The sequence below is a fragment of the Hymenobacter sp. NBH84 genome (genome assembly GCF_014217645.1).
In the GTDB taxonomy this organism is placed as follows: Bacteria; Bacteroidota; Bacteroidia; order Cytophagales; family Hymenobacteraceae; genus Hymenobacter; species Hymenobacter profundi.
Map to the genome: position 1 here is coordinate 3,734,450 of NZ_CP043644.1, position 22,123 is coordinate 3,756,572.

The 22,123-nt window shown below is 55.7% G+C and carries 15 protein-coding genes and 1 tRNA gene; 9 read left to right on the plus strand and 7 right to left on the minus strand.

Annotation, left to right across the window (positions count from 1 at the left end; translation table 11 throughout):
- Positions 1-31 precede the first annotated feature (31 nt).
- Both F1C16_RS15640 and F1C16_RS15645 read right to left on the minus strand, forming a co-directional pair.
- Positions 32-1,156: a glycosyltransferase family 4 protein gene (locus tag F1C16_RS15640; protein WP_185281553.1), complete on the minus strand. Its 1,125-nt coding sequence runs from the start codon at positions 1,154-1,156 to the stop codon at positions 32-34.
- A 100-nt stretch (positions 1,157-1,256) separates the two neighbouring features.
- On the minus strand, positions 1,257-2,477 hold the full coding sequence (locus F1C16_RS15645) for a S9 family peptidase (RefSeq protein WP_185281554.1): 1,221 nt from the start codon (positions 2,475-2,477) through the stop codon (positions 1,257-1,259).
- A 279-nt stretch (positions 2,478-2,756) separates the two neighbouring features.
- Between F1C16_RS15645 and F1C16_RS15650 the strand changes: the two genes are divergently transcribed.
- Entirely contained in the window at positions 2,757-3,125 is a 369-nt protein-coding gene (locus tag F1C16_RS15650; RefSeq protein ID WP_185281555.1) for a c-type cytochrome, read from the plus strand.
- Positions 3,126-3,469: 344 nt separating this feature from the next.
- Entirely contained in the window at positions 3,470-4,726 is a 1,257-nt protein-coding gene (gene hflX, locus F1C16_RS15655; RefSeq protein ID WP_374940603.1) for a GTPase HflX, read from the plus strand.
- Between the two features lie 130 nt (positions 4,727-4,856).
- Here the strand turns inward: hflX and F1C16_RS15660 are convergent, their stop codons facing one another.
- Positions 4,857-6,842, minus strand: coding sequence for a T9SS type A sorting domain-containing protein (locus F1C16_RS15660; protein WP_185281557.1), 1,986 nt, complete (start codon positions 6,840-6,842; stop codon positions 4,857-4,859).
- A gap of 333 nt (positions 6,843-7,175) precedes the next feature.
- Here F1C16_RS15660 and F1C16_RS15665 point away from each other — a divergent pair, with 333 nt between their 5' ends.
- Positions 7,176-7,670, plus strand: a complete 495-nt coding sequence (locus tag F1C16_RS15665) for a histidine phosphatase family protein (RefSeq protein ID WP_185281558.1) — start codon at positions 7,176-7,178, stop codon at positions 7,668-7,670.
- Positions 7,671-7,682: 12 nt separating this feature from the next.
- Complete coding sequence (gene ppk1 / locus F1C16_RS15670; protein WP_185281559.1) at positions 7,683-9,776, plus strand: polyphosphate kinase 1; 2,094 nt, start codon at positions 7,683-7,685, stop codon at positions 9,774-9,776.
- A gap of 170 nt (positions 9,777-9,946) precedes the next feature.
- On the opposite strand, the gene F1C16_RS15675 is transcribed toward ppk1, so the two are convergent.
- Both F1C16_RS15675 and F1C16_RS15680 read right to left on the minus strand, forming a co-directional pair.
- Positions 9,947-11,116: a DUF6268 family outer membrane beta-barrel protein gene (locus F1C16_RS15675; RefSeq protein ID WP_185281560.1), complete on the minus strand. Its 1,170-nt coding sequence runs from the start codon at positions 11,114-11,116 to the stop codon at positions 9,947-9,949.
- Positions 11,117-11,321: 205 nt separating this feature from the next.
- Positions 11,322-15,266, minus strand: a complete 3,945-nt coding sequence (locus tag F1C16_RS15680; protein WP_185281561.1) for a metallophosphoesterase — start codon at positions 15,264-15,266, stop codon at positions 11,322-11,324.
- A 275-nt stretch (positions 15,267-15,541) separates the two neighbouring features.
- On the opposite strand from F1C16_RS15680, the gene F1C16_RS15685 reads away from it, so the two are divergent.
- The gene (locus F1C16_RS15685) at positions 15,542-16,780 is read left to right on the plus strand and encodes a Pycsar system effector family protein (protein WP_185281562.1); all 1,239 of its coding nucleotides are present in this window, start codon (positions 15,542-15,544) and stop codon (positions 16,778-16,780) included.
- Positions 16,781-16,994: 214 nt separating this feature from the next.
- Here F1C16_RS15685 and F1C16_RS15690 read toward each other — a convergent pair whose 3' ends face one another.
- On the minus strand, positions 16,995-18,167 hold the full coding sequence (locus tag F1C16_RS15690; RefSeq protein WP_185281563.1) for a DUF2652 domain-containing protein: 1,173 nt from the start codon (positions 18,165-18,167) through the stop codon (positions 16,995-16,997).
- A 130-nt stretch (positions 18,168-18,297) separates the two neighbouring features.
- On the opposite strand from F1C16_RS15690, the gene F1C16_RS15695 reads away from it, so the two are divergent.
- From F1C16_RS15695 to F1C16_RS15710, 4 genes are all read left to right on the plus strand, one after another.
- Positions 18,298-18,369: transfer RNA gene (locus F1C16_RS15695), tRNA-Arg, on the plus strand.
- Positions 18,370-18,635: 266 nt separating this feature from the next.
- Positions 18,636-19,463: a T9SS type A sorting domain-containing protein gene (locus F1C16_RS15700; RefSeq protein ID WP_185281564.1), complete on the plus strand. Its 828-nt coding sequence runs from the start codon at positions 18,636-18,638 to the stop codon at positions 19,461-19,463.
- A 159-nt stretch (positions 19,464-19,622) separates the two neighbouring features.
- The gene (locus F1C16_RS15705) at positions 19,623-20,252 is read left to right on the plus strand and encodes a DUF3800 domain-containing protein (protein WP_185281565.1); all 630 of its coding nucleotides are present in this window, start codon (positions 19,623-19,625) and stop codon (positions 20,250-20,252) included.
- Between the two features lie 805 nt (positions 20,253-21,057).
- Entirely contained in the window at positions 21,058-21,363 is a 306-nt protein-coding gene (locus tag F1C16_RS15710; protein WP_185281566.1) for a hypothetical protein, read from the plus strand.
- A gap of 387 nt (positions 21,364-21,750) precedes the next feature.
- Here the strand turns inward: F1C16_RS15710 and F1C16_RS15715 are convergent, their stop codons facing one another.
- A complete protein-coding gene (locus F1C16_RS15715; protein ID WP_185281567.1) occupies positions 21,751-22,038 on the minus strand; it encodes a hypothetical protein in 288 nt (95 codons plus the stop codon).
- Positions 22,039-22,123 lie beyond the last annotated feature (85 nt).

Here is a 22,123-nt window from a genome sequence, read left to right on the forward strand (position 1 = left end):
TAAGAACAGCCTTTTCTTCAGGCTGCGAAATTTAGATTGTCTGGCGCCGCGTCACGTCGGCCACAATGCGCAGGTATTTGTCCAACACCAGTTGCTCATCGAACTTTTGCTCGGCTAGCTGACGGCTGGCGCGGCCCATTTGGGCTAGGTCGGCATCAGAGAGTTGTTGTACTTGTAGCATCTTCTCGGCCAAATTGGCGGCGTCGCGTACTTGGCAGAGCAGGCCGTTGTGGCCGTGCACCACGGTTTCGCGGCAGCCGGGTACGTCGGTTGTTACAATGGGCTTGCCCATAGCGGCGGCTTCGAGCAAGGTTTTGGGCGTGCCTTCGCGGTAGCTGGGCAGCACCACGCAATCGGCCTCGCGTATGAGGGCAGCTACGTCGTCGGAAGTGCCTAGGTACTCGATATTGCCAGCTTGCAGCCACTGCTCGAAGATGACGCGTTTCACGCCTACTCCTCCACTCTCATCGATACCACCCAGCAGTTGCACCCGCGTGCCGGGCACGGCCTGGCGCACTAGCCGCGCCGCTTCAAAATATTCTTCGACGCCTTTCTCGTAGAGCACCCGCGCAATCATCAAAAACGTGAAAGGCGTGTTGCGCGTGAACTCAGGAGCGGGCTGAAACCGCTGTATGTCTACCCCTGAGCCGGGTAGTAAATCGGTGATGCCGGGCGCTACCAGCCGGTATTGCAGGAACAGCTGGCGGTCGTCGCCGTTCTGGAAAAACACCCGCTTCGGAAACCGAAACGCAAACCGGTAGAGCCCTAGCGCCACCCGGCTCACCAGGTTGCGCACGATAAACACCGTGCCCAGCCCCGACACGTTGTTGACGCTGGGAATGCCCGCCAGCTTGGCGGCCAGCGTGCCGTAGATATTGGGCTTGATGGTGTAGTGCAGCACCACATCGGGCCGCTCGCGGCGGTAGATACGGTAAAAGCGCTGCGTGAGCTGGGCGTCCTTGGCGGGGTTGGTGCCTTTGTTTTCCATCAGCACTGGCACGTAGCGGCAACCTAGCTCGGTTTCCAGGCGCTGCGAGTAGTCGTCGGGGGGCGCAATGGCCAGCACCTCATGGCCGGCGGCTTGCAGGGCTTTCACCAGACTACGCCGGAAGTTCCAGATGTTCCAGGAGGTATTGATAACGATAGCAACGCGCATGCAGGCAGGGTGGTTTGGGCGCAAAGGTAGGATGCAGAATGGCATCGTGTCCGCCCAAACAATTATTACACCACTACCACCCCATTACTTCCTTTCAGCCCTACTTATCCAACGACTGAAACCAGGGTAGCACGTTCAGCATCATCGGGGCAATGCTGGTGCGGTGCATGCCGCCTGGAATGGGAATAAACTCCACGTTGGCAGCACCGGCCGCCTGAAAACGCTTGAACGTTGTTTCGGATGTCTGGTAGAAAACCGACTCGTCGGCGGTGCCGTGGAACAGGCGCGTGGGGCTTTTAGGCACCCAGGTCAGGAAGCTGTTGTCGCGGAGCTTTTGCCGCAGGTCGGCTTCGCTGGTGCCATTTTGCAGATTGGTGTAGAACGCGGGGGCAAACAATTCCGCAGGTTTCGTAGTCAGGCTGGCGTCAATTTCATCCAGCGCTTTGGAGCCATCTAGTAGGCCGGGTAGCCTACCCGCGTAGGGTTGCTGGAAGAAATCCGTCAGCGGCCGATTCCAGCCATAGGTGGTGTTGTAGGCTTGCAGGATAAACGCCAAAAATGCCGGGGTAGCGTAGGTGGGCGTGGTGGCGATGCCCGTGAGCATTTCTGGCAGATCGTAGCCACCGGCGCCGGCAGCCACAGCCGTGAGCGTGAGGTTGTGGGCCGTAGTGGTTTCGATTTCCTTTTGTGCGGCCATCGTGACGTACCCGCCCTCGGAATAGCCAACCAAAAACAGGTGGTCGTTGAGCGCTGTCTGCTGGCTTTGTAGGTAGTACTGTGTTGCCTTCAGCATATCTACCACGGCAGCAGCCGAGGCAGGCTGATCGAAGTAGGGATGGAAGATATTGTCGGACGCGCCAAAGCCAATGAAGTCTGGAATGACGGTAGCAAAGCCCGCCCCGGCAAACAGCTCAAAGCCACTGAAGGAATTCGGGAAGTTGGAAGGCGCATCGGCCAACCGGAAGATGGTGCCATGCTGGGCGCTCAGCAACGCGGGTGGCTTGGGCGTATTGAGTGGAACTCCTACCAGCCCCGAGGCCTGAATTTCCTTGCCTTGAAACGTTGTCTTATAGATGAGCTTGTAAAACGTCACATCGTACTGCACATACTGAGCGTAGTTACCGAAACCGGCCGATGTGGCCGCTGCCTGCAATAGCGTTTTGGGTGCCGTCACAATCTTGGTGGCCGACACAAACAGGTCTTGCCCACTGGCCGGCGCTGGCTGCGGATCATCGGAAGTAGACTGGCAACCCGCCAGCAGCAACAGCAACCATAGCAGCAGCCACCGGCCCGAAGAGTACGTAGTTGGTTTCGAAATCATATAACAAAGGAAGTTGGGCAAGCGTACGGGGAAGCAGGCAAGGTAAAGTATATTTATCTGTTAACCAAATACTTATCTACACTATCTCCTGTAAGCACAACACTACTTTTCAGAAGACACAGGCAAGCTGGAGTGTATAAACCTCTTGTATCGGCTGACGTAGCAACATAAACCAGACGCGCTACACAGCGCAAAAGCCTACCCCTTGGGCGCGGCCGACCCTCTATACCTTCAATCTGCTATATATTCTGTCATTGCGCTTGGTACTTTGGTTACTTTGTGGCTCGTTTTGTTGTTATGGCTCTAATGATGATTTCCTACCTACCCCGAATCGTGCTGGGCAGTCTGCTGCTCGCTGGCTTGGGCGGCTGCCAGTCGGCCGATACTACCCACGCTACGCCGGCAGTGTCGGTGTCGCCGGCGGGCACTACGGTTGTCACGGCTACCGACTCGGCGGGCGTGCCCACGGCCATTGTGAGCACCCTAAACCAGGATGCGCTGGCAGCTGGCCACGCTATTTACACGCAGCGCTGCGCCGTGTGTCACGGCGAGGATGGCCGCAAAGGTGCTAACGGCGCCCACGACCTCACCAAAAGCAACCTCAATACCACGGGCCGTATATATATGGTGAAAAAACGGCTTAGGTAAGATGCCCGGCTTCAAAGACCAGCTCAGCGACGCCGAGATGGAACAGGTAGTCGCCTACTCGCTGACGCTTACGAGTGACTGAGTAGCGGCGTGACTGAGTGAAAAATCGTCTGTCATCCTGAGCTTGCGAAGGACCTTATGCCAGTTGAACGAGTCGTTGTTATGACCTTCGTTCTGACTTGATAAGGTCCTTCGCAAGCTCAGGATGACAGACGCCGTTAACAATCAAATTTTCAACAAATTAACTCTTCCTTATTTTGAGCAATAACTCCGGCTCCAAACCTCGCCAAAACAGCACCCGCCACCCCGGCGCCACCGACACGGTGAAGGGCCGGGCGGGCCGCATTCTGGCCAAAGGCAATAAAGACGCTACCTACGACACGGCCCAGGAGCAGGAATCTGCCGTGCTGGTAGCCGTGCCCGACAAGCGCCAACCCAATACGACTACTCAGGAATACCTTGATGAGCTGGCGTTTCTGACCGAAACCGCCGGCGCGCAAGTGGTGAAGCGCTTTGTACAGCGCCTGGAAAAGCCCGATATCCGCACGTTTGTGGGTGAGGGCAAGCTAGCCGAAATCAAAGCGTTTGTGAACCACTCGGGGGCCAGCATGGTCATCTTCGACGATGATTTGTCGCCCTCGCAGCTGCGCAACCTGGAGGCTGAGTTGAAGGTGAAAATCGTGGACCGCTCGCTGCTGATTATCGACATTTTTGCCAGCCGGGCGAAGTCGGCTACGGCGCGCACGCAGGTAGAGCTTGCGCAGTATCAGTACCTGCTACCCCGCCTCACTGGCCTTTGGACGCACTTGGACAAGCAGCGCGGCGGTGGTGTAAGCCAGCGCGGACCGGGTGAAACGGAAATCGAGACCGACCGCCGCGTGGTGCGCGACCGAATTTCCTTCCTAAAAGAAAAGCTGAAGGACTTCGACAAGCAGAGCGTCACGCAGCGCAAGTCGCGCACCGGGCTGGTGCGGGTGGCGCTGGTGGGCTACACCAACGTGGGCAAGAGCACGATTATGAACCTGCTCTCCCGCTCCGATGTGTTTGCCGAGAATAAGCTGTTTGCTACCGTAGACTCCACGGTGCGCAAGGTGGTGCTGGACACAGTACCCTTCCTACTCTCCGACACGGTAGGGTTTATCCGCAAGCTCCCTACCCGCCTGATTGAGAGCTTTAAGAGCACCCTGGATGAGATTAGGGAGGCCGACTTGCTGATGCACGTGGTCGATATCTCGCACCCGTCGTTTGAGGAGCACATTGAGGTAGTGAACGACACGCTGAAAGACATCGGCGCCGCCGACAAGCCTATCCTGCTCGTCTTCAACAAAATCGACCAGTATAACCCCGAAGCCGAAGCGGGCCTCGACCCCGAAGGCGGATTCGAGGACATGAACCCTGACGAGGAAGAAGGCACCCTGATCCGCCCTACCCTCGACCAGCTGCAAGCCTCCTACATGGCCAAAATGCATGATCCGGTGATTTTCATCTCGGCCCAGGAGCGTGAAAACATCGATGAGCTGCGGGCCTTGCTGGTGCGCAAGGTAGGCGAGTTGCACCGCCAGCGCTACCCCAATACGTTGGAGTACGACGAGGCAGAGTAAAGTGAACCGCCTGTCATCCTGAGCTTGCGAAGGACCTGCTCACGCCAGAACGAGTCGTTGATACGAGTATCGTTCTGGCGTGAGCAGGTCCTTCGCTACGCTCAGGATGACAGGCGGTTTTTATGGCAACTTACTTCGAGAAGCGGTAGGTGTGGTTGCCTACCCGTAGCAGGTAGAGGCTATTTCCAGGCAGACCAGCCACAGAAATGCGTAACTCCGTGCCCCCTGCGGCTTGTCCGCGTTGCACTACTTGGCCGGCCGCGTTCAGCAGGACGTATTCCGCCCCGCTGGGTAGGGGCACGGCAAACCGTAAAGCTACCTCGTTGGTAGCAGGATTGGGGTAGAGCGTGCCCGCCGTTGCGGACAGTTGCACTGCCACTACCAGGCTGAAGTGAGCCGTTTGGTCGAGGTCGAGCTGACGCAGGCGGTAGTACACGCTGCCAACCTGATCGGAAATCGGGTCGAGGAACGAGTAGCTGTGGGCACTGGTGGTATTGCCCTGCGCCGCAACCTGCCCCACGGCCTCAAATAGTCGCCCATCGAGGCTACGCTCTACCACAAACTGTGCGCTGTTCTTTTCTGAGGCCGTGCCCCAGCGCAACGCTACCTGCTGTTTCTGGGCTGTAGCTGTGAAGCTGGTTAGCTCCACCGGCAGCACTATAGGAGCGATTACCAGGCAGCTACCGTTGTTATAAGTAATGTTGTTGGACTGATTACGGGCAATCAGGCCCACGGCGTAGGTGTTTACGGTTCGGTTGTCGCCAATATCGTTGGCCCACTTGTGGGCGCCCGCGGCCGAGTTGATGCCGTAGGGATTCTGCTGGGGCGCCGGGAAGTTGGTGAGCAGAGCATCATCCCAGAAAGCATAGTCAACGTTGCCCGTATTGCCGGGGCGCACTTCCCGAATAATAATGCCATTGGTATTGCTTTCCGCATCGTAGATAGGAAAGTTAACAGGCCCTACCCCGCTGGAGTATGTGATGCTGATGTTGCCGGAAGGCATAGCGGCCTTAGTATCGGAGCTGCCGTCCCAGTCGAATGTGTTGTTGCCGATCTGTGTCAGGCCTTCGAGCAGACGGTCGGTGGTGGCTTCGTAGGTTTTGTTGTTGTTGCCGTCGATGAAGATGGTGCCAAACCCGGCCTGATCTACCCGCAACGTGAAGATAGCGCCCTTGTTATCGGGGCGGCAGCTGGTACTGATGGTGGGAGCGCCGGGCCGGATGGTAGTGGGGTAGATGGCAGGATCGGGGTCATTGACAAACAACTTATACTCGGCCGTTCTGAAGGAGCCGCTACGGCTCTTGCGCCAGTCTTTGTACGTGCCGGAGGTGTTGTCTACTCCGTAGGAATTAGCCGTCAGCAACACGCCCCAGGGCTGCATCCCGGCGTAGTCTACCCGCTTGATGAAGTAGGTACCTTTGTAGTTGGGGTTCGGAATGAGGGGGTAAAGCGAGAAGGAATTCGCCAGCCGGGCATCGCCTGCACCCGCCGTAAAGCCCCAGCTCTGGGAGTAGAGCCGCCCGGTTTTCTCGCCGGTGTCGGCGCGCACCGTTACATCCCAGATATCGTAGGCCGTACGCACTTTGTTGGTAGGAACATCACTGGTGTTCACCTCCACAAATTCAAACCAAAACTCCTGGGCACTACCCATGGTGTTGGTATAAGACAATGGTTTGTAGCCACCTGTGGTAGCACCGTTGTAGTCAGGCCCAACACTCGCCTCTTGCGGCGTATTAATAACACCAGGCCCAGCAGCCAGCAATGAGTTTCTGGTAGTACCTGCAATCGGATCTAGCCGGTTGGTTTTTACTACCGTGATAGCGCCCCCGCTTGGCTGGTAGAGCAATTGAATGCGGAGGGAGTTATGGGTTTGCGTGTAGTCCATGCGGTGCACACCGTAGTACACGGTTTCGCCGGGCTCTACGTGTACATATAGGCGCTCATCGGCGGGGCTACCAGCATTCAGGAAACCGCGCGTGTTATCTTGGTTGGTGTCGTTTTGCTGGAGGTAGCCCACATAGTCATTGGCTGTGTTGGCCGCGGTGCGGGGTGCTGTAGCGGGCGTTAGATTCTTAGATCCCTCCGCTTTCGCCTCGTAAGGAGCAGTGTGTAGCAATAATCCTAAAACAGGAATAAGTAAATTATTGCCCAGGGAAGTATAATATCTACGCATTACCTTGATTACTTGTGTTTTCAACAGCAAAATTCCTTTTACAATGAATATAAACCAATACATATATCTTATATTGTTTATAAATATTCTCATTTTTAGAAGAATATTCTCTAATTGAATCACATCTATAGCTGGTACTTTTCACTTTTGCTTGTGCTTAGCCATCTATATCGGCTCTCTTCTTGCACACAACCTGGCAGCAGCGCTACCCGGCCCAGATAACCATTTCGGCCGGGGCGTAGTAAAGAGACGTGCTTACCCACCGTGCCCCTACCCATGAAGATTCTGTACCTGATGCGCCACGCCAAATCCAGCTGGAGCTACGACGAATTGAATGACCACCAGCGCCCACTCAACGACCGAGGCCGCGACGACGCTCCTATGATGGGACAGGCCCTGGCCGAGCGCAATATCAAGGTAGACCTGCTGCTGACTTCCTCGGCCGTGCGGGCCCAAAGCACAGCCGTGCTAGTGGCACGCGAAATCAACTACCCCCACGATAAAATTGTGGTGGATGAAAGCATCTACCGGGCCGAGGTGAAAGATCTGTTGCGGGTAGTGCGCGAGTGCCCCGATACGGCCAACTCGGTGCTGCTGGTAGGCCACAACAACACCATCACCGATTTTGCCAATCTGCTCTCGCCTAATCTCATCAATGAAATGTCGACGGGCGCCGTTGTATGCCTGCACTTTCGGGTAGAGCGCTGGGCGGAAATTGACCAAGCCAACGCAGAGTTTTACTTCTACGACACGCCCAAGAACCAGAAATAGCCGCTTCGCCTTATGTCAACGTCCACTCCTACCCCTCCGGCGCTTCCCCTCCTCAACCGTGAACTGAGCTGGCTGACGTTCAACTACCGCGTGTTGCAGGAAGCGCAAAACCCCAATGTGCCGCTGCTGGAGCGCCTGAAGTTCTTGGCTATTTTTTCCAGCAACCTCGACGAGTATTTCAAGGTGCGCGTGGCCACGCTACGCCGCCTAGTGAAGCTCAAGAAGAAAACCCGCGCCAAGCTGGGCGAGGACCCCGCCGATCTGCTCCAAACGGTGTTGCAGGAGGTAGGGCGGCAGCAGCAGGCTTTCGGCGACACGTTTCGGCAGCAGATTTTGCCGGGCTTGCAACAGGAGCACATTCACCTGATTTCGGACCACGATCTGAGCCCCACGCAGCGCGACTGGGTGCAAATGTATTTCCACGAGCACGTGCGCGACTTGCTCTCCCCCGTTTTTCTAGACGATAACCTGCACCACCTGTTCCTGCGCGATCAGTCGGTGTATCTCACCTTTTTTCTGACGCATCTCACCAATAAAAAGCAGGCCGATGAGGAACGCGTGCTGGTGATGGAGCTGCCCACCAAGCGCCACGGCGGCCGCTTTGTGCGCCTACCCGACGAGGGCAAGGAGCACTACGTGATGTTTCTGGACGACGTGATTCGGGTGGGGGCGCACGAGTTGTTTCCTGACTATGAGCGCGTGCAGGTGCAGGCCATCAAGCTCTCGCGCGATGCCGAGTTGGATATTCAGGAAGAAGTATCGAGCAACCTGCTCACCAAGATCAAAAGCAGCCTGCAAAAGCGCGAAACCGGCTTTCCGGCCCGCCTGCTCTACGACCCCGCCATGCCCAAGGAGGTGTTGCGCGCCGTGATGCAGAAAACCGGCATCGGGCAGGACGAGCTGGTGGAGGGTAGCCGTTACCACAACTTCCGCGACTTTTTCGGCTTCCCGGATTTCGAGCTGACGCACTTGCAGTACGAGCCGCAGCCACCCCTACCCCACCCTACCCTGCCGGCGCGGCCGGGTACCATGCTGGCGGCCATTGCCCGGCAAGACCACCTATTGCATCTGCCCTACCAGTCGTTCAGCTACGTCGTGAACCTGCTGCGCGAGGCCGCGGCCGATCCGCTGGTCAACAGCATTAGCATCACACTCTACCGGGTGGCGGGCAGCAAGAGCGAGGTGGTAAAGTCGTTGCTGAAAGCCTTGAAAAAAGGCAAGCAGGTGACCGTGGTAGTGGAGCTGAAAGCCCGTTTCGACGAGGAATCCAATATTTTCTGGGCCGATAAGCTCCAGAAAGCCGGCGCCGATGTGATTATGGGTATGCCCGAGCTGAAGGTGCACACCAAGCTACTGATGATTACGCGCACTGAGAATGAGCAGAACCGCCAGTACGCCTACCTCAGCACCGGCAACTTCAACGAGGCCACTAGCCGCATCTACGCCGACCACGGCCTGTTTACGGCCGACCCGCGCCTGACGCAGGAGGTGGCCGCGCTGTTCCGCTATTTCCACGACCGGCAGCCGCCCACCAACTTGGAGCACATCCTGGCCGCGCCCTTCGACCTGCGCACCCGCCTAGATGCGCTGGTAGACGCAGAAATTGAGCGCGCCCAGAACGGCCAGGAGGCATATATCATTTTAAAGCTGAATGCCTTGCAGGATGAGGACATGATTAAGCGGCTCTACCAGGCTAGCCAGGCCGGCGTGCGGGTAGAGCTGCTCATCCGAGGCATTAGTTGCCTGATACCCGACGCGGCGGGCCTGGGCGACAACATCAGTCAGCAAGGCATTGTGGACCGCTACCTGGAGCACGCCCGTGTGTATGTATTCGGCAACGGCGGCGAGGAGTTGGTGTACGTGGCCTCCGCTGACTGGATGGCACGCAACCTCAGCCGCCGCGTGGAGGTAGCCTTCCCCATTCTCGATGACAAGCTACGCGCCGAAGTGCGCCTGCTACTCGATTTCCAGCGCCAGGACAACTTGAAGTCGCGCGACTATCACAACAATTTCATCCAAGCCGAAGAAGGCGCCGCCCCCATGCAAGCCCAACTCGCCACCTACGAATACCTAAAGAATCTGACGCAGAAGAAGGGCAGGAAGTAAGGGTAGGAGGGTGTGGGGGTAGGAAGGTTGTCATCCTGAGCTTGCGAAGGACCTTATCACGTGAGAACAGTGGTCATAACAACGACTCGTTCACGCGTGATAAGGTCCTTCGCAAGCTCAGGATGACAACCTTCCTGCCCCACACCCTCCTACCCTCTTACCCCTACTCCCTACTTCCCCATCGTTTTCTTCAGCAGCTTGCGGGGAGGTACGATGAAGATTTCCAGGCTGGCGTAGGGAGCACCGCCCAGCGTGTTGTCGATGATGCGGGGGCGGGTGCCGGCCCGAAACAGGCTGAAACCGCGGTTGCCATCGTAATCAAAGCCGTTGAAGGAGGCGTTGTAGCGGTAGCCACCTTCGATGCCAAACCACAGGAAATCGTAGATTTCGCGCTCCAGGCGCAGACGGGGCCTAAACTCGGTTTCGCGGATAATGAGGGTCGTGAGGTTGTTGTTGGGTAGAGGCTCACGCAGTTTAATATTGTAGTTGAGGCCATCCACGGAGTAGCCGCCCAGCAGCAGGGTTTTCTCGTTCACGTTGTACCGGAACGTGACGCGGGCCGGAAACAACGACTCCACGCCCCAATGCTCGTTCCAGGTGCGGTTGTAGAGAATAACAGGGTAGATACTCTGCCGCCCGAAGGTGTAGCTCAGCTGCGCCCCAATGCCCCAGGCAAACCGCGCACTGCGCTTCCAGCCGTAGATAAATTCACCCGACATTTTCAGGTAGTCGTTGAAGCTCAGGTCGCTGCTCTCGGAGGTGTAATCGCCGTTCAGCTCGCCCTTCACGCGGGCCAGGTACCAATGCACCTCGTCGATGGGCCGGATGGCGGCCAGTTGGGCACCCAGCGTTTTCAGGCCCTTGTCTTCCAGGTTGCGATAGAACGGCGACGCATCGGGGTTCTTGAACTGGAATTCCTCGCGGTCGTAGTTCACGCCCAGAATCACCTTCAGGTGAGGGTGGTTCCACAGCGGCGCGTAGGCTTTGATGAAGGCCCGACTGTTTTTAGTGACGGTAGTCTTCGTGTTCACATCAGCTACCCCCTCCGTATTGCTTTTGGTCTTGGTCGTGATCTGGAAGTCGCTCAAACGTTCGATGTGGGCCACAATCCCTTTGCTGGGTCCCATCCCAATAACCGATGGCACAGCAAACTCGCGGGCTTCAGCCTCCTGTCCTACCTCGCTTATCCCAACACTATCGGAGGGGGCGGGGGCAGGAACGGGGTATACAGGCGTGCGCGGCGGCACTTCCTGCGCAACGGCGAAATGAAATCCCAGGCTTAGCCCCACGCTCAGCAGCGTCGCCTTAGCCGGTAATTTCAGAGAATAGAGTAGCGTCATGTACGCGAAAATGAGCGTGTCCTACAAAAGAAAAGACGTTAAGTGTTGCTCTTAACGTCTTTTCCCGAAAAAGGGTACTGGTTGTTTCCAATTGTCATCCTGAACGCAGTGAAGGACCTTCTCAAGCTAGAACGAGTCGTTGCTACGCTAGCCGTTCTGGCTTGAGAAGGTCCTTCACTGCGTTCAGGATGACAATTGGAAATTACTAAAACAGGAAGTCGAATCCGACGAAAATCAGCTTCTCCTCGCCCACCGAATAGGTCGCATTCAGTACGGCTTGCTTCAGCACGTCAATCCAGATGCCGCCACCATAGGACGTATGAAAGGCCTTTAGGCCGGTTTGCACATCGTTGCCAGAGTACACGCGGGCAGCATCGGTGTGGCCCAGAATACCAAACTTGCCGGGCACCAGGTAGGCGTTAAAGGTGAAGAGCTGCAAGCGGGCTTCCAGGTTGCCGTAGAGCGAGCTGCGGCCGGCGTAGCGCGTGCGGCGGTAGCCGCGCAGGTTGGCCGCCGCAATGGTGGCGTTAGACTGTCCGCCCAAGGTGTTGGCCTGGTAGAAGCGGTAGTCGCCGATGTTGTGCGCCACGCCCACGCGGCCGGCCCAGGTAAGCTGGAAGGGAAAGTTGGGGCTGATGTAGGCGCGGAACTCCGAGGCAATGCGGCCGTAGTTCAGTTCCTCGCCGCCCAACTGGTGGTTGAACTCGGCGCTGTTGTACCAGCGCAAGCCAATGCGCGGGTTCTTAGGCGAGCTAACCGCGTCGATATTCATGTAGGCCTTGGCGCCCAGGTAGCGGTTCAGCTGGAAATCGGAAGGCCGAATGCCTAGGGCCGCGCCAGTGTAGCCGTTGTTGATGCCCTGCTGAATCTGGTTGCCCACGTCAAACGTCGACACCCGGAACTGGTCGTACTGCGGGCCAAAGCCGACTTTCAGGAAGCTGAACACGTCCTTCTCCAGCATAGGCGCCACGTACAGGCGCGAGAAGCGGACGCGGTAGTTATCGTTGATTTCGCGGTTGCGCACCCGGTCATCGGTCTGCTCGGCCAGGATGTTGCGCGAGTCGTTGCCCTTACCGAAGTAGTTGTAGAGCAGCTGCGGCCCGTAGAGCTGGCTGTTGATTTTCAAATCAAACTTGCCTAGCACATCCACAAAAGTACCCGTGTAGCGAATGTTGTAAGCATTGCGCGAAGGTGCCCAGTTAGCCACCAGCGTTTGCTCGGTAGCGAAAGGTGCGCGCCGGAAGCCATACGTGCGGTACGTTACGCCACCTCCCACAAACAAACCATCATCAATGTTGTAGCCGAAGTAGGCTGCCGGCCCGAAGTAGTTGAGGCGGTAGTCTTTGCGGTCGGCACGGTTGGGGTTGTCGTAGCGGCTCACGTCGTTGCCGGGTTCCAGGTGCAGGCGCGTTTCGGAGCCCGCGTTGATGACGTTGGCCGAGTCTACCTCGTTGTCGTACACCAGCGTTTTGTGGCGCCGGAACAGGCCACCTACCCGCGAGTTGTCGGTAATGGTGTCCTTATCAATACCGCCGATGATGCGCAGGGTAGGCCCGCCGTTCGACTGGCCAGTGACTTTGTAAATATCGTTGCCGGCAAAACCGTAGAGGCGCACGTCCTTGGTTACGTCGCCATCAATCACCTTATCGAACAGCACCTTATTGGTGTTGCCCTTCTTGCTGATTTTGGTCATGGTCACGTGCATCTTGCTATCGGGTAGGCGCTCTACCTCAAACAGCTCGCGCTTCTGGCTACCCTTCACCTCTATCACCTTGTTCAGCATGCCGTAGTAGTCGGCGGCTAGTTGAGGTAGCAGGTCGCGGCGGTTTTTGAGCTTGGCCACAATCTCGGCGCCGTGCAGGGCATAGATGTCGGCGGGCCATTGCTTCTTGAACGCCTGCTCAATCTCAGCGTCAGTGAGGCGGTTTTTCATGTCCTCGGCAATCTTCACCCACTGCTTCTGCGTCAGCTCGCCAAGAAAGCGCCGGTCGTTGCTGAGGGCCGTCAGGTTCAGGCCGCGCCAGTCGGCGTAGTCGTTGCCGAAGTTCTGGAAATTGCGCACCGCAAACTTCCGCGAGGCCAGGTAGGGCAGCAGGCCGTCACCTTTAAAGAAGGCCACGTCGCGGTCTTCGGGCACAGCCGTAAACTTCCGGTCGCCGTCTTCGTCCTTTTTCTCAGCCCAACGCCACTGGTCTTCGTGCCGGTCCCAGTCGCCAATCCACATATCGAACAGGCGCGAGCGGGCAAAATCTTTCTTGTCTACCTGGTTGTCGTTGTCTTGCTCCAGGCGCTCCATCACACGGTCGGTACCTACCAAGTTGGTGGCATAGTCCAGCGAGGCCACGTTGCTCTGGTCGTCCTTGGCGTCTTCTTCCAGCATAGCCGTAGTGTTGGCGAAGCGGTTGTAGTACTGTGCCAGTCGAGGGTCTTGCGGAATGAAGCGCGGCACCGGGTTAGTGTGCAAGATGCCCGCCGCCGAGGCCAGCGGGGGTAGGGCAAACGCCGCGTAGGGGTGTTGGGCCGAAATCTGGTCTTGCAACAGGTCGCGGGCCGCCCCATCGCGCAGGGCTTCGGGCAGCACGGCGGCGGGGTCTTTGTCGAGGCTGCGCAGGGTGTAGTTGCGGTTCTCGTCGTTGCGAAGCTTCAGCGAGGCCGTTTGTTTGCCGCCGCCTACCTTATAGGGCGTCAGGCCACCTTTCTCATGCGCCAGATCCAGCACCGGAAACGCTACGGGCGTAGCCCACTCCTTGCGGTAGTGCTTGCCAAAGATGAGATTGTGGAAGCCGTTGTGGTCGTTATACTCCGGGTTGATGGCTACCGTCACGGTGCTGTCGCGGAAATCGCGCTGAGGCGCGTTAGGTAGCGTTTGGCCCGGCGTACCGCCTACCTGCTTGGTAGCCACATCCTTCTGCAAGGCGTAGTTAGGCGCCCGGAACACCAAGCGGCCGTTTTCGCCCCGCTCATTCGGAATCCAGTACTCCGTCCATACCTCGCCGTTGGTGTAGTAGTTCACGCGGGCAAAGCCTTTTTCCTTATCAGAGAAGACGGCGTCGCCGCCCCTACCCGGCTTCACGTGCTGGGTTTTGCAACCCGAGCCGCTGGTAACGAACGTCATGTTCTGCTCGCGGAAAAACTGCAAGTTGTGCTCGTGTCCGGCCGCGTAGATGATGTTGGGATACTTAGCAAAAATCTCCATCATCCCCTGCTTATACGCCTGGTACTGAGGGTGAGGCAGGTCTTGGCTGATGCCACCATACTTGCGCGCCAGCGGGTAGATAGAGCCAATGACGGGCAACGGCAGATAGGCGTACTTATAGACAATGGACAGCGGGAACAAGTGGTCCGTGAACGTGAAGTAGCCGCCGTGAATGCCATCCGAAAACAGCGGGTGGTGGGCCACCACCATGATGTTCTTGTTCTTGTTGCGGGCAATAATGTCTTCGAGCTGGGTGAAGAAATCCGTTTCGTTGGCTACGCCGCAGTCGTTGTTGTTGCCGTAGGGTCGCTCGCCGTTGGTCTGCAAAAACCATTGCGAATTCACGGCAATCATTACCAAGTTATCGTTGAGCTGAATCTCGTAGGGGCCGGGGCAGGCGTCGCGCGGAATGAAAAAGTCGCCGGTGTAGGCAAACGCCGCGGAGTCACTCTTCAGGTAATTTTCCACGAAGTCCTGCTCGCGGTTCACCTGCTCCACGCTGCCGTCGTGGCCCTGCTTCCAGTCGTGGTTGCCCGGAATCATGTACTTCTCGCCCTGATAACCTTCTAGGGCTTTGAGCTGAGCCACCATGCGCTCCTCCGACACCTTGCGGTCAAACGCATCTTCTGGGGGCAGGCCATACTCGTAGATGTTGTCCCCCAGAAACACGGTGGTGCTCTTAGGGCCCGCGGCCAGAATCTGGCGGCGCAGAAAGTTCAACGATGGCTCCCCGCCCACCTTAGCGTCGGCGGGCTTGCCCACGTCGCCAATCAGAAAAACGGTATAGCGCAGCTGGCTGCTATCAGGCGGCGTCAGCGACTCCCAGTTCTTACCCTCACCACGGTAATTTGGCCGCTCCGGATGCGGCGTTTGCGTGGCTTGGCCCTGTGCCGACAGTGCGCTCGATCCTCCAAGAGCCAGCGACAGGAAATAATGCAAAATCTTTCTTCTCATACGAAGGAAATAAACAGAACTTTGACCACTATGTGTCGCTTCATGCTCTGTGAACCGCTCTACAGCTGTTCAGTTAGATAATTTCAGTAAACTTATTCAGGGATTTCCACTGTTCGGGTGAGTTGACACCTTATTTGCATGGTGCAGAGCCCTACGCAAATGCTGCCTTCACAGTTTGGATAGAGCCACACAAAAACCTCCGGACGGCATTCCCGTTGTAAACCGATGGGGTGCACCAGCCGGGCTTGTTGCGCTTCCTCAGCCTCTCCTTTTATATGGAAACTACCGCCACGCTACAGCCTACTAAGGCCGAGATAGTTAAGAAAGCCAAGGCTTATATAACGACGCTTTTCGAGGAAAAGCTGCCGAAGCAACTTGTCTATCATAATTTAGACCACACCGTGAATACGGTTCGGGAGGCGCGGGCGCTGGGCCAAGATGCCGGTCTGAGCGAAGAAGACCAAGAGGCCTTAGTGCTAGCGGCGTGGTTTCACGACGCAGGCTACACCGAAGAATACGACGGGCACGAGTACCGCAGCATGGCCCTGGCCGAGCAATGGCTGCAAGAACAGCAGTACCCCACCAACCGCATTGCGCTGATTCTGGATATGATTCGGGCCACGCACCGCGACGAGCCGCGCACTACCCAGCTACAGCACCTGCTGGTAGATGCCGATATGAGCAACACCGGCCGCGAGGATTTTGCGGCCCGTGCCGAGCTATTGCGCGCCGAGTGGGAAGTGGCCCAGGGCCGCACCTTTTCCAATGTAGGCTGGGCCGAGTCGCAGCTCGATTTTCTGATGTCGTTCAAGTTCCTCACCACCGTGGCCAAAAGCCGATACAAGGAGCAGCTAAAGGAAAACATCAAGGACCAGCGCAAGCTGCTGAAGAAAACCGAGAAGAAGCGCAAGGAAAAAGACAAAGCCCGCACCGAAACTTTCGCTGAGCCCAAGCGCGGCATCGAAACTATGTTTCGGACCATGTACGGCAACCACATGAAGCTTTCGGACATGGCCGACAAAAAGGCCAACATGATGATTTCGCTGAATGCCGTACTCATCTCGGTTATCATCACCTACCTGGGTACCAAGGTAGGCGGCAAAACGGCGGTGCTTAGCCCGGCCATCACGCACAACCCGGTGCTATCTATTCCCATGGGCATTTTGCTGCTCACGTCGCTGGGCTCGGTGGTGTCGGCCATTCTCTCGGCCCAACCCGACGTAACGAGCTTTAAATGGCTGAAAAAGAGCCCCGAAATTGCCACTAACCGCCGCGTCAACCTGCTTTTCTTCGGCAACTTTACTAAGCTCAACCTCGACGATTTTCAAGGTGGCATGCGCGAGCTGATGCGCCAGAAAGACGCGCTCTACACCAACATGGTAACGGACGTGTACTACCTCGGCGAGGTACTCTCGCGCAAGTATCGTCTACTACGCGTCAGCTACACCATCTTCATGGTAGGTTTGATTCTTACGGCGTTATCGTTTGGTATTGTGCTGCTGTATAAGCTGTAGGGTATGAGGGTGTGAGAATAGGAGGGCAGAAGTTTTTGAAGATAAAAAGTCTGTCATCCTGAGCATTCCGCGCATCAAGCGGCGACGAAGGACCTTGTTACGCGAGAACAAGTCGTTGTTACGATAGTCGTTCGCACGTGAGAAGGTCCTTCGTCGCCGCTTGATGCGCGGAATGCTCAGGATGACAGACTTCTTACCTTATCCTTTAAAAACCCTACCGCCGCTCGTACATCCGCTCGCAGAGCGCGGCTAGCTTTAAGATGGAGTACCCCAGAAAACGGCGCATGCGGCGCAACTGTCCTGTGCGGATACTTCGTTGCTGGCTGGCTACATGGCCATACTGAAATTCCAGCGTGACCAAGCAGGAACGGTCATCTACGGCTTCAATGAAGAAGAACAGCAACGAGTTGGGGAAAAGCCGGAAGTGCGAAATCTTCTCCACGTACTCTAGGCGGTCGGCCTCTTCCTCGAATAGCTGTACTGTTTGAAAGTCAATTTGCCCGTTGCCTACATCTACCTTGTAGCTGGTGCCCAGGCGGCCGGCTTTGGTTACATCGTAGTGCACGCCGGTAGCTTTTTCCATCCAGGAAGGCCGCAGCCGGAAGTTACGGACCACCCGCAGGGCGTATCCGGCTGGCACCCGCACCGCCCGGCGCACTTTCAGCACGCCGCTCTGGCTACTAGCGCCGCCGCTGCCGTCGGGCGTTGTCAGGAATTGACGCAGGGGCGTGAGGTGGGCGTAGCGGTAGCGGACGCGGCCTAAGTGTTCGTAGGCGGTAGAGCCCCGCAGTAGGCGCGTCCAGGTGAAGCTCTGCGCAATGTCGGTGGCTGGTTGCGTGCGCAGGTAGCTGTCCGAAAACAGGGCGTACTCGCTACCCATTACGTTGTTTTTGAGTAGCCGATGCACCACAATCACCTCCTTGCCCATCAGCTTGGTGTGCTGCCGGATCTGAGCCACGCTTACTGGGCCGTAGTGCACAATAATCTTAAGCGTCAGCTCGTAGCCCCGCAAAGCAGTACCCAGTTCCGAGTCGGCGTCGCGCTCTACCAGGCGCAGGTAGTTCTGAAAATCGAGGAATATGCGGCGACACTGCTCCACCATTTGCCGGATAGAAGGTGGCGGCCCCAGGCGGTAGAATAAAATAGCATCACCCTGAATCTCACTGACCTGCATGCCGATAATATTGGCCTCAATGAGGATTTCGAGTAGATCAGCTACCAGGAACGGGGCCAACTGGCTACCCGATTCCTGAATGAAGCGCGTGAAGCCACTAATGTCTGGAATACATAACAGGGCCGGCGTACGGTGGTCAGTTTCGGCAGTAGCCACGGCCGGACGGCGACCCGCTGCCCGGCGGGAGGCGCGCAAATCATCCAATAGGCCCATACAACGAAGTAGACAAGGAGAGGAGGAGAACGTTCATACGAAGATAGGCAGCAGGCGGCGCTCTTACCCGTTAACAACTTGGAAGACGAATTGAAATACCCGTATCTTTACCGAGTGGCGCAATCACGCTGGCTGCGTAGTTCAACGGATAGAATAGGCGTTTCCTAAACGCTTGATATGGGTTCGATTCCCGTCGCGGCTACAATAAACCCATTTTCCATGCCAGAAATCGGGTTATTCATTTAACAGGGGTCACTATAGGGGACAGCAGCTAATAGTACCCTTGTTAGCTAGAAAGCAAACCACTCTACGGAGAAGCCCTTTTCTTACCGAAAAAGGGCTTTTTGCTTTTTGGGGTTACGCGTAGAGGTACACGGCTATTAATTAGCCTCTTTTAAAGAGTGTCACTTGTAATTATATAATAAGCTCTATATTTCAGTGTAACTTATTCTTAGCGTCTTATTTCTAATGAAAACTTCTATTACTCTATGCCTTTTGTGGCTGATTTTGCTATCCGCCTCTGCCCTGCATGCGCAAAATATCTCCCTCCTGGCAACTGGTCCCACTACAGTCGCAACGGGTGGCACGGTGCCCCTGGCAGTGCAGCGAGCGGGCCTGAACACGACATTGCGCGGCGACTTTCCCAACTCCTTCCCGAATCAAGGGCCGATTACCTTAGGCGCCCCAGCGGGCGTAGACTTCCTATTTAATGCGCCCGCGCCCACTGGCGACCCATTCCCGGCCAATATGCTCGTCTACCTACGTGGGCAACAACTGGCCTCTGTGGACTTTACTGCGCCCTACTTAAACCAAGCCTGCGCCCTCACTTACCGGGATACCACCTACTTCTTTATCTTCCTGAACACCGACGTAGAGTTGCGGCCACTCCCCCGACAAACCATTCAGTTCTACCGCAATGGGGAGCCAATTGCCGGGGCCATCAAAGATACATACGCGGCCACGTTGTCGGGTACTTACACAGCCCGCGTGACCAGCGGGGCGTTGGCTCAGCAGGTGAGTAACGAGGTGCAGGTGGTTATCGGCACGCCGTTACCAGTTGGACAGGCGACCCCAGCAACAGCCATACAGGTATACCCCAACCCGTGTGTAGACGAAGTGCAGCTAACGGGCATAACTAGCGGCGCTGAAGTTAGCGTGTACGACGGACTAGGCCGCTTGGTGCTTCAGCAGCCAGCCCAGCGCCGGGTGTCGCTGCAAGGACTAGTAAGTGGTGTGTATATGCTACGTGTAGCTCAAGATGCCTCTGTGCGACAAGTGCGCATAGTGAAGCAGTAAAGTATGTAGCCCTGCAACAACCAAGGGGATGGTGCATTATTGCCACTAACACAGTGGTTGAGTGGGGCGTATGGTGACGGTAGGGCAGTTGGCAGGGGAATAAATTACAGAGTCAATGGTGAATAGTCCTATATTTCAGGACAAATCTCACCATGACTTATGTATTATCTATATATAGATGAGAGCGGCGATACTGGATTGGTCAATAGCCCCAGCCGATATTTTGCACTTACCGGATTAGTAATTCACGAAACTAACTGGACTGCTATTGTTAACGATCTAGTTGTTTTTAGACGAAACTTGCGAGTAACACATGGATTAAAAGTACGGGCAGAGATACATGCTAATCCATTTGTGCAACATGGGCAACCGTTATCAGGTACGCCGAGGCATGTTAAACTCTATATTCTGCGGCAATGCATAGATTGGTTAGCCTCACGCAATGACGTACATGTCATCACAGTAGTGATAGACAAACAAGGGAAGCCTCCAAAATATAATGTCTTTGAACAAGCCTGGCAGGTTCTAATACAGCGTTTCGAGAATACGATACAACACAAAAATTTCCCTGGGGGATTTTCTGATCAGCAGGGCATGATCATTCCGGATAATACTGACGCAAAGAAATTAACTGGGCTTTTGCGAAAAATGCGGCATTTTAATGCAGTCCCAAGTCAATCTTTTTTTTGCTCAGCAAGGCCAGTCGTACAGAAACTTACAGCTACAATATATTATAGAAGACCCCTTTTACAAGGATTCTACTTCTTCCCTAATTCATCAAATTACTGATGTGGTTGCGTATTTCGCTCGGCAATACTTCGAGCCAAATAGAAATGTGAAGAAGTTTGGAGCAAGAAACTATTATCTGCGGCTTGATCCAGTACTTAATAGACGAATAGGTGGCAGTACACCAACGTATATAAAATTACTATAAAGAGAAAGGGACAGCCTTTCGACTGCCCCGGGGAACTCCTACCACCTTGCGGATAGACCGTCGAGCAGTCTTTCAGAACTCACACAAATAAACGCAATTTTTTGTGTTTTAGTTTAAATAAAACACAAAGTGTATGCTGAAGTGTCTTTTCTACAACTCCGACAAGTCAATATACACTGCATAATCCCTCGGCTCCTATTTGTGCACAAACGTGCGGCAGTGGTGCAGATGGTTGACCTTGGTAAAGGAATCTGCCCACGCCTAAAAGCACTTCATACACCGACGCTTCCCAGCGCCCTGAGCCTTAGTTTCTGTAGTTGTCACCGTCTCATGGGTACAGCGCTTCATGGCTGAGCAATCCGTATCGTTGTGATAAACGGCCGTCTTGCCATTGTTGCAGATATAAACGGTCGTCGTGGCCCTGGCGTGGCTGTCGGCCTCCATCGAATAGCCGGCCGGGGTTGGGGTGGTGGCGCCCGTGCTGCCCAATAGCAGCAGAGAGCAGAATAGTAGTAGTTTTCTCATACGTTATTATTGATATAGTCCGCTAGCTTGCAAATAATTGACCACAAAACATAGGGCCGCAGCAATATAGTTTTGTTCGGTGCTGCACAGCCTTTATCGGCCGTTTTTCAGGCCGCAAATGGGTAACTTTACCATATGGCAACTACCTCTTTCTCTATGATTCTTGCTGGTGATGGTCCGGAAAAACCTGCCCATGCCCAGACTATTGGCGTCTCTTGGTGCGGGGCTCCCGGTACTCAGTTCAAGTTCAATCTTATCCCCAACGACTGGACCCGGTATTGTGGCGTTATGTTCTTCGTGGGAGGTGTGCAGATCGGCGCCGTAGATGCCAACCTAACCGGGGAACAGTGCGCCGTGACCCACAACGGCACCACCTATACAACGGTACTTAGCGCGGCCGGCTGGGGCAATACTTGGCCGCGAAGAATCAACTTAGTCTGAGCTATCCAATCGGCACAATTTTACGCCGATTGCTCAAGCACGAAACCAAGAAGCCCACTAGATAGTCTAGCGGGCTTCTGCTTTACTTAGGCTGTTCCCCTGGGTACCACGGCGGCAAGATTTGGCGCTTAATCCCGTAGGCTATACAATCCTTGCGCGAGTACATTACGCGGCGGCTCCTTGGCGTTCGGGGCAGCATTGCAATAGGGAGTTTGCCTCGATTACGTTGGTCGCGAAACCAACTTTGGCTGCGGCCGGTGAGTCGTTGCGCTTCCTCCAGCGGCACCCAATCGGGCAAGGCTTGCTGAAGCTGCTGAATCATCTGTACCAAGGGGGCTAGAGCTTTCTGCAATAGCTCGTCAATCTCAACCTTGGTATAGATTTCCGTCATAGCCCGGCCGGGGGAAGGGTGCGGTTTTCCCGACCATAGGCCACACAATCAGTGCGTGAATACATGGTGCGACGGTTGCCGGCCTCTCGCGGCAGCATCGTAATGGGTAGCGTGCCTCGGTCGCGCCGAAGGTAGAACCAGGCCCGGCTACGGCCCGATAGGCGCATGGCCTCGGGTAAGGGTACCCAGTCCAGCTGGGCTTGCTGTAATTCCTGTACTTGCTGGCTAAGCCGTTCGATGCGTTCCAGCCACGGCGCCAACTCCTGTTTCGTGTATACTTCCATGCAGCAAACCTAGTAGATACTCCAGCATCATAAAAGTATTTTGTTTGGTTAAATACCTGTATATTAATACTCTACCAAATAATAT

What these genes read in the sequence shown, in the direction of transcription:
- F1C16_RS15680 (WP_185281561.1), bottom strand. Translation starts at nt 15,266, where the DNA reads ATGAGAAGAAAGATTTTGCATTATTTCCTGTCGCTGGCTCTTGGAGGA.
- F1C16_RS15705 (WP_185281565.1), top strand. Translation starts at nt 19,623, where the DNA reads ATGTATTATCTATATATAGATGAGAGCGGCGATACTGGATTGGTCAAT.
- F1C16_RS15675 (WP_185281560.1), bottom strand. Translation starts at nt 11,116, where the DNA reads ATGACGCTACTCTATTCTCTGAAATTACCGGCTAAGGCGACGCTGCTG.
- ppk1 (WP_185281559.1), top strand. Translation starts at nt 7,683, where the DNA reads ATGTCAACGTCCACTCCTACCCCTCCGGCGCTTCCCCTCCTCAACCGT.
- F1C16_RS15645 (WP_185281554.1), bottom strand. Translation starts at nt 2,477, where the DNA reads ATGATTTCGAAACCAACTACGTACTCTTCGGGCCGGTGGCTGCTGCTA.
- F1C16_RS15685 (WP_185281562.1), top strand. Translation starts at nt 15,542, where the DNA reads ATGGAAACTACCGCCACGCTACAGCCTACTAAGGCCGAGATAGTTAAG.
- F1C16_RS15690 (WP_185281563.1), bottom strand. Translation starts at nt 18,167, where the DNA reads ATGGGCCTATTGGATGATTTGCGCGCCTCCCGCCGGGCAGCGGGTCGC.
- F1C16_RS15715 (WP_185281567.1), bottom strand. Translation starts at nt 22,038, where the DNA reads ATGGAAGTATACACGAAACAGGAGTTGGCGCCGTGGCTGGAACGCATC.
- F1C16_RS15640 (WP_185281553.1), bottom strand. Translation starts at nt 1,156, where the DNA reads ATGCGCGTTGCTATCGTTATCAATACCTCCTGGAACATCTGGAACTTC.
- F1C16_RS15665 (WP_185281558.1), top strand. Translation starts at nt 7,176, where the DNA reads ATGAAGATTCTGTACCTGATGCGCCACGCCAAATCCAGCTGGAGCTAC.
- F1C16_RS15710 (WP_185281566.1), top strand. Translation starts at nt 21,058, where the DNA reads ATGGCAACTACCTCTTTCTCTATGATTCTTGCTGGTGATGGTCCGGAA.
- F1C16_RS15700 (WP_185281564.1), top strand. Translation starts at nt 18,636, where the DNA reads ATGAAAACTTCTATTACTCTATGCCTTTTGTGGCTGATTTTGCTATCC.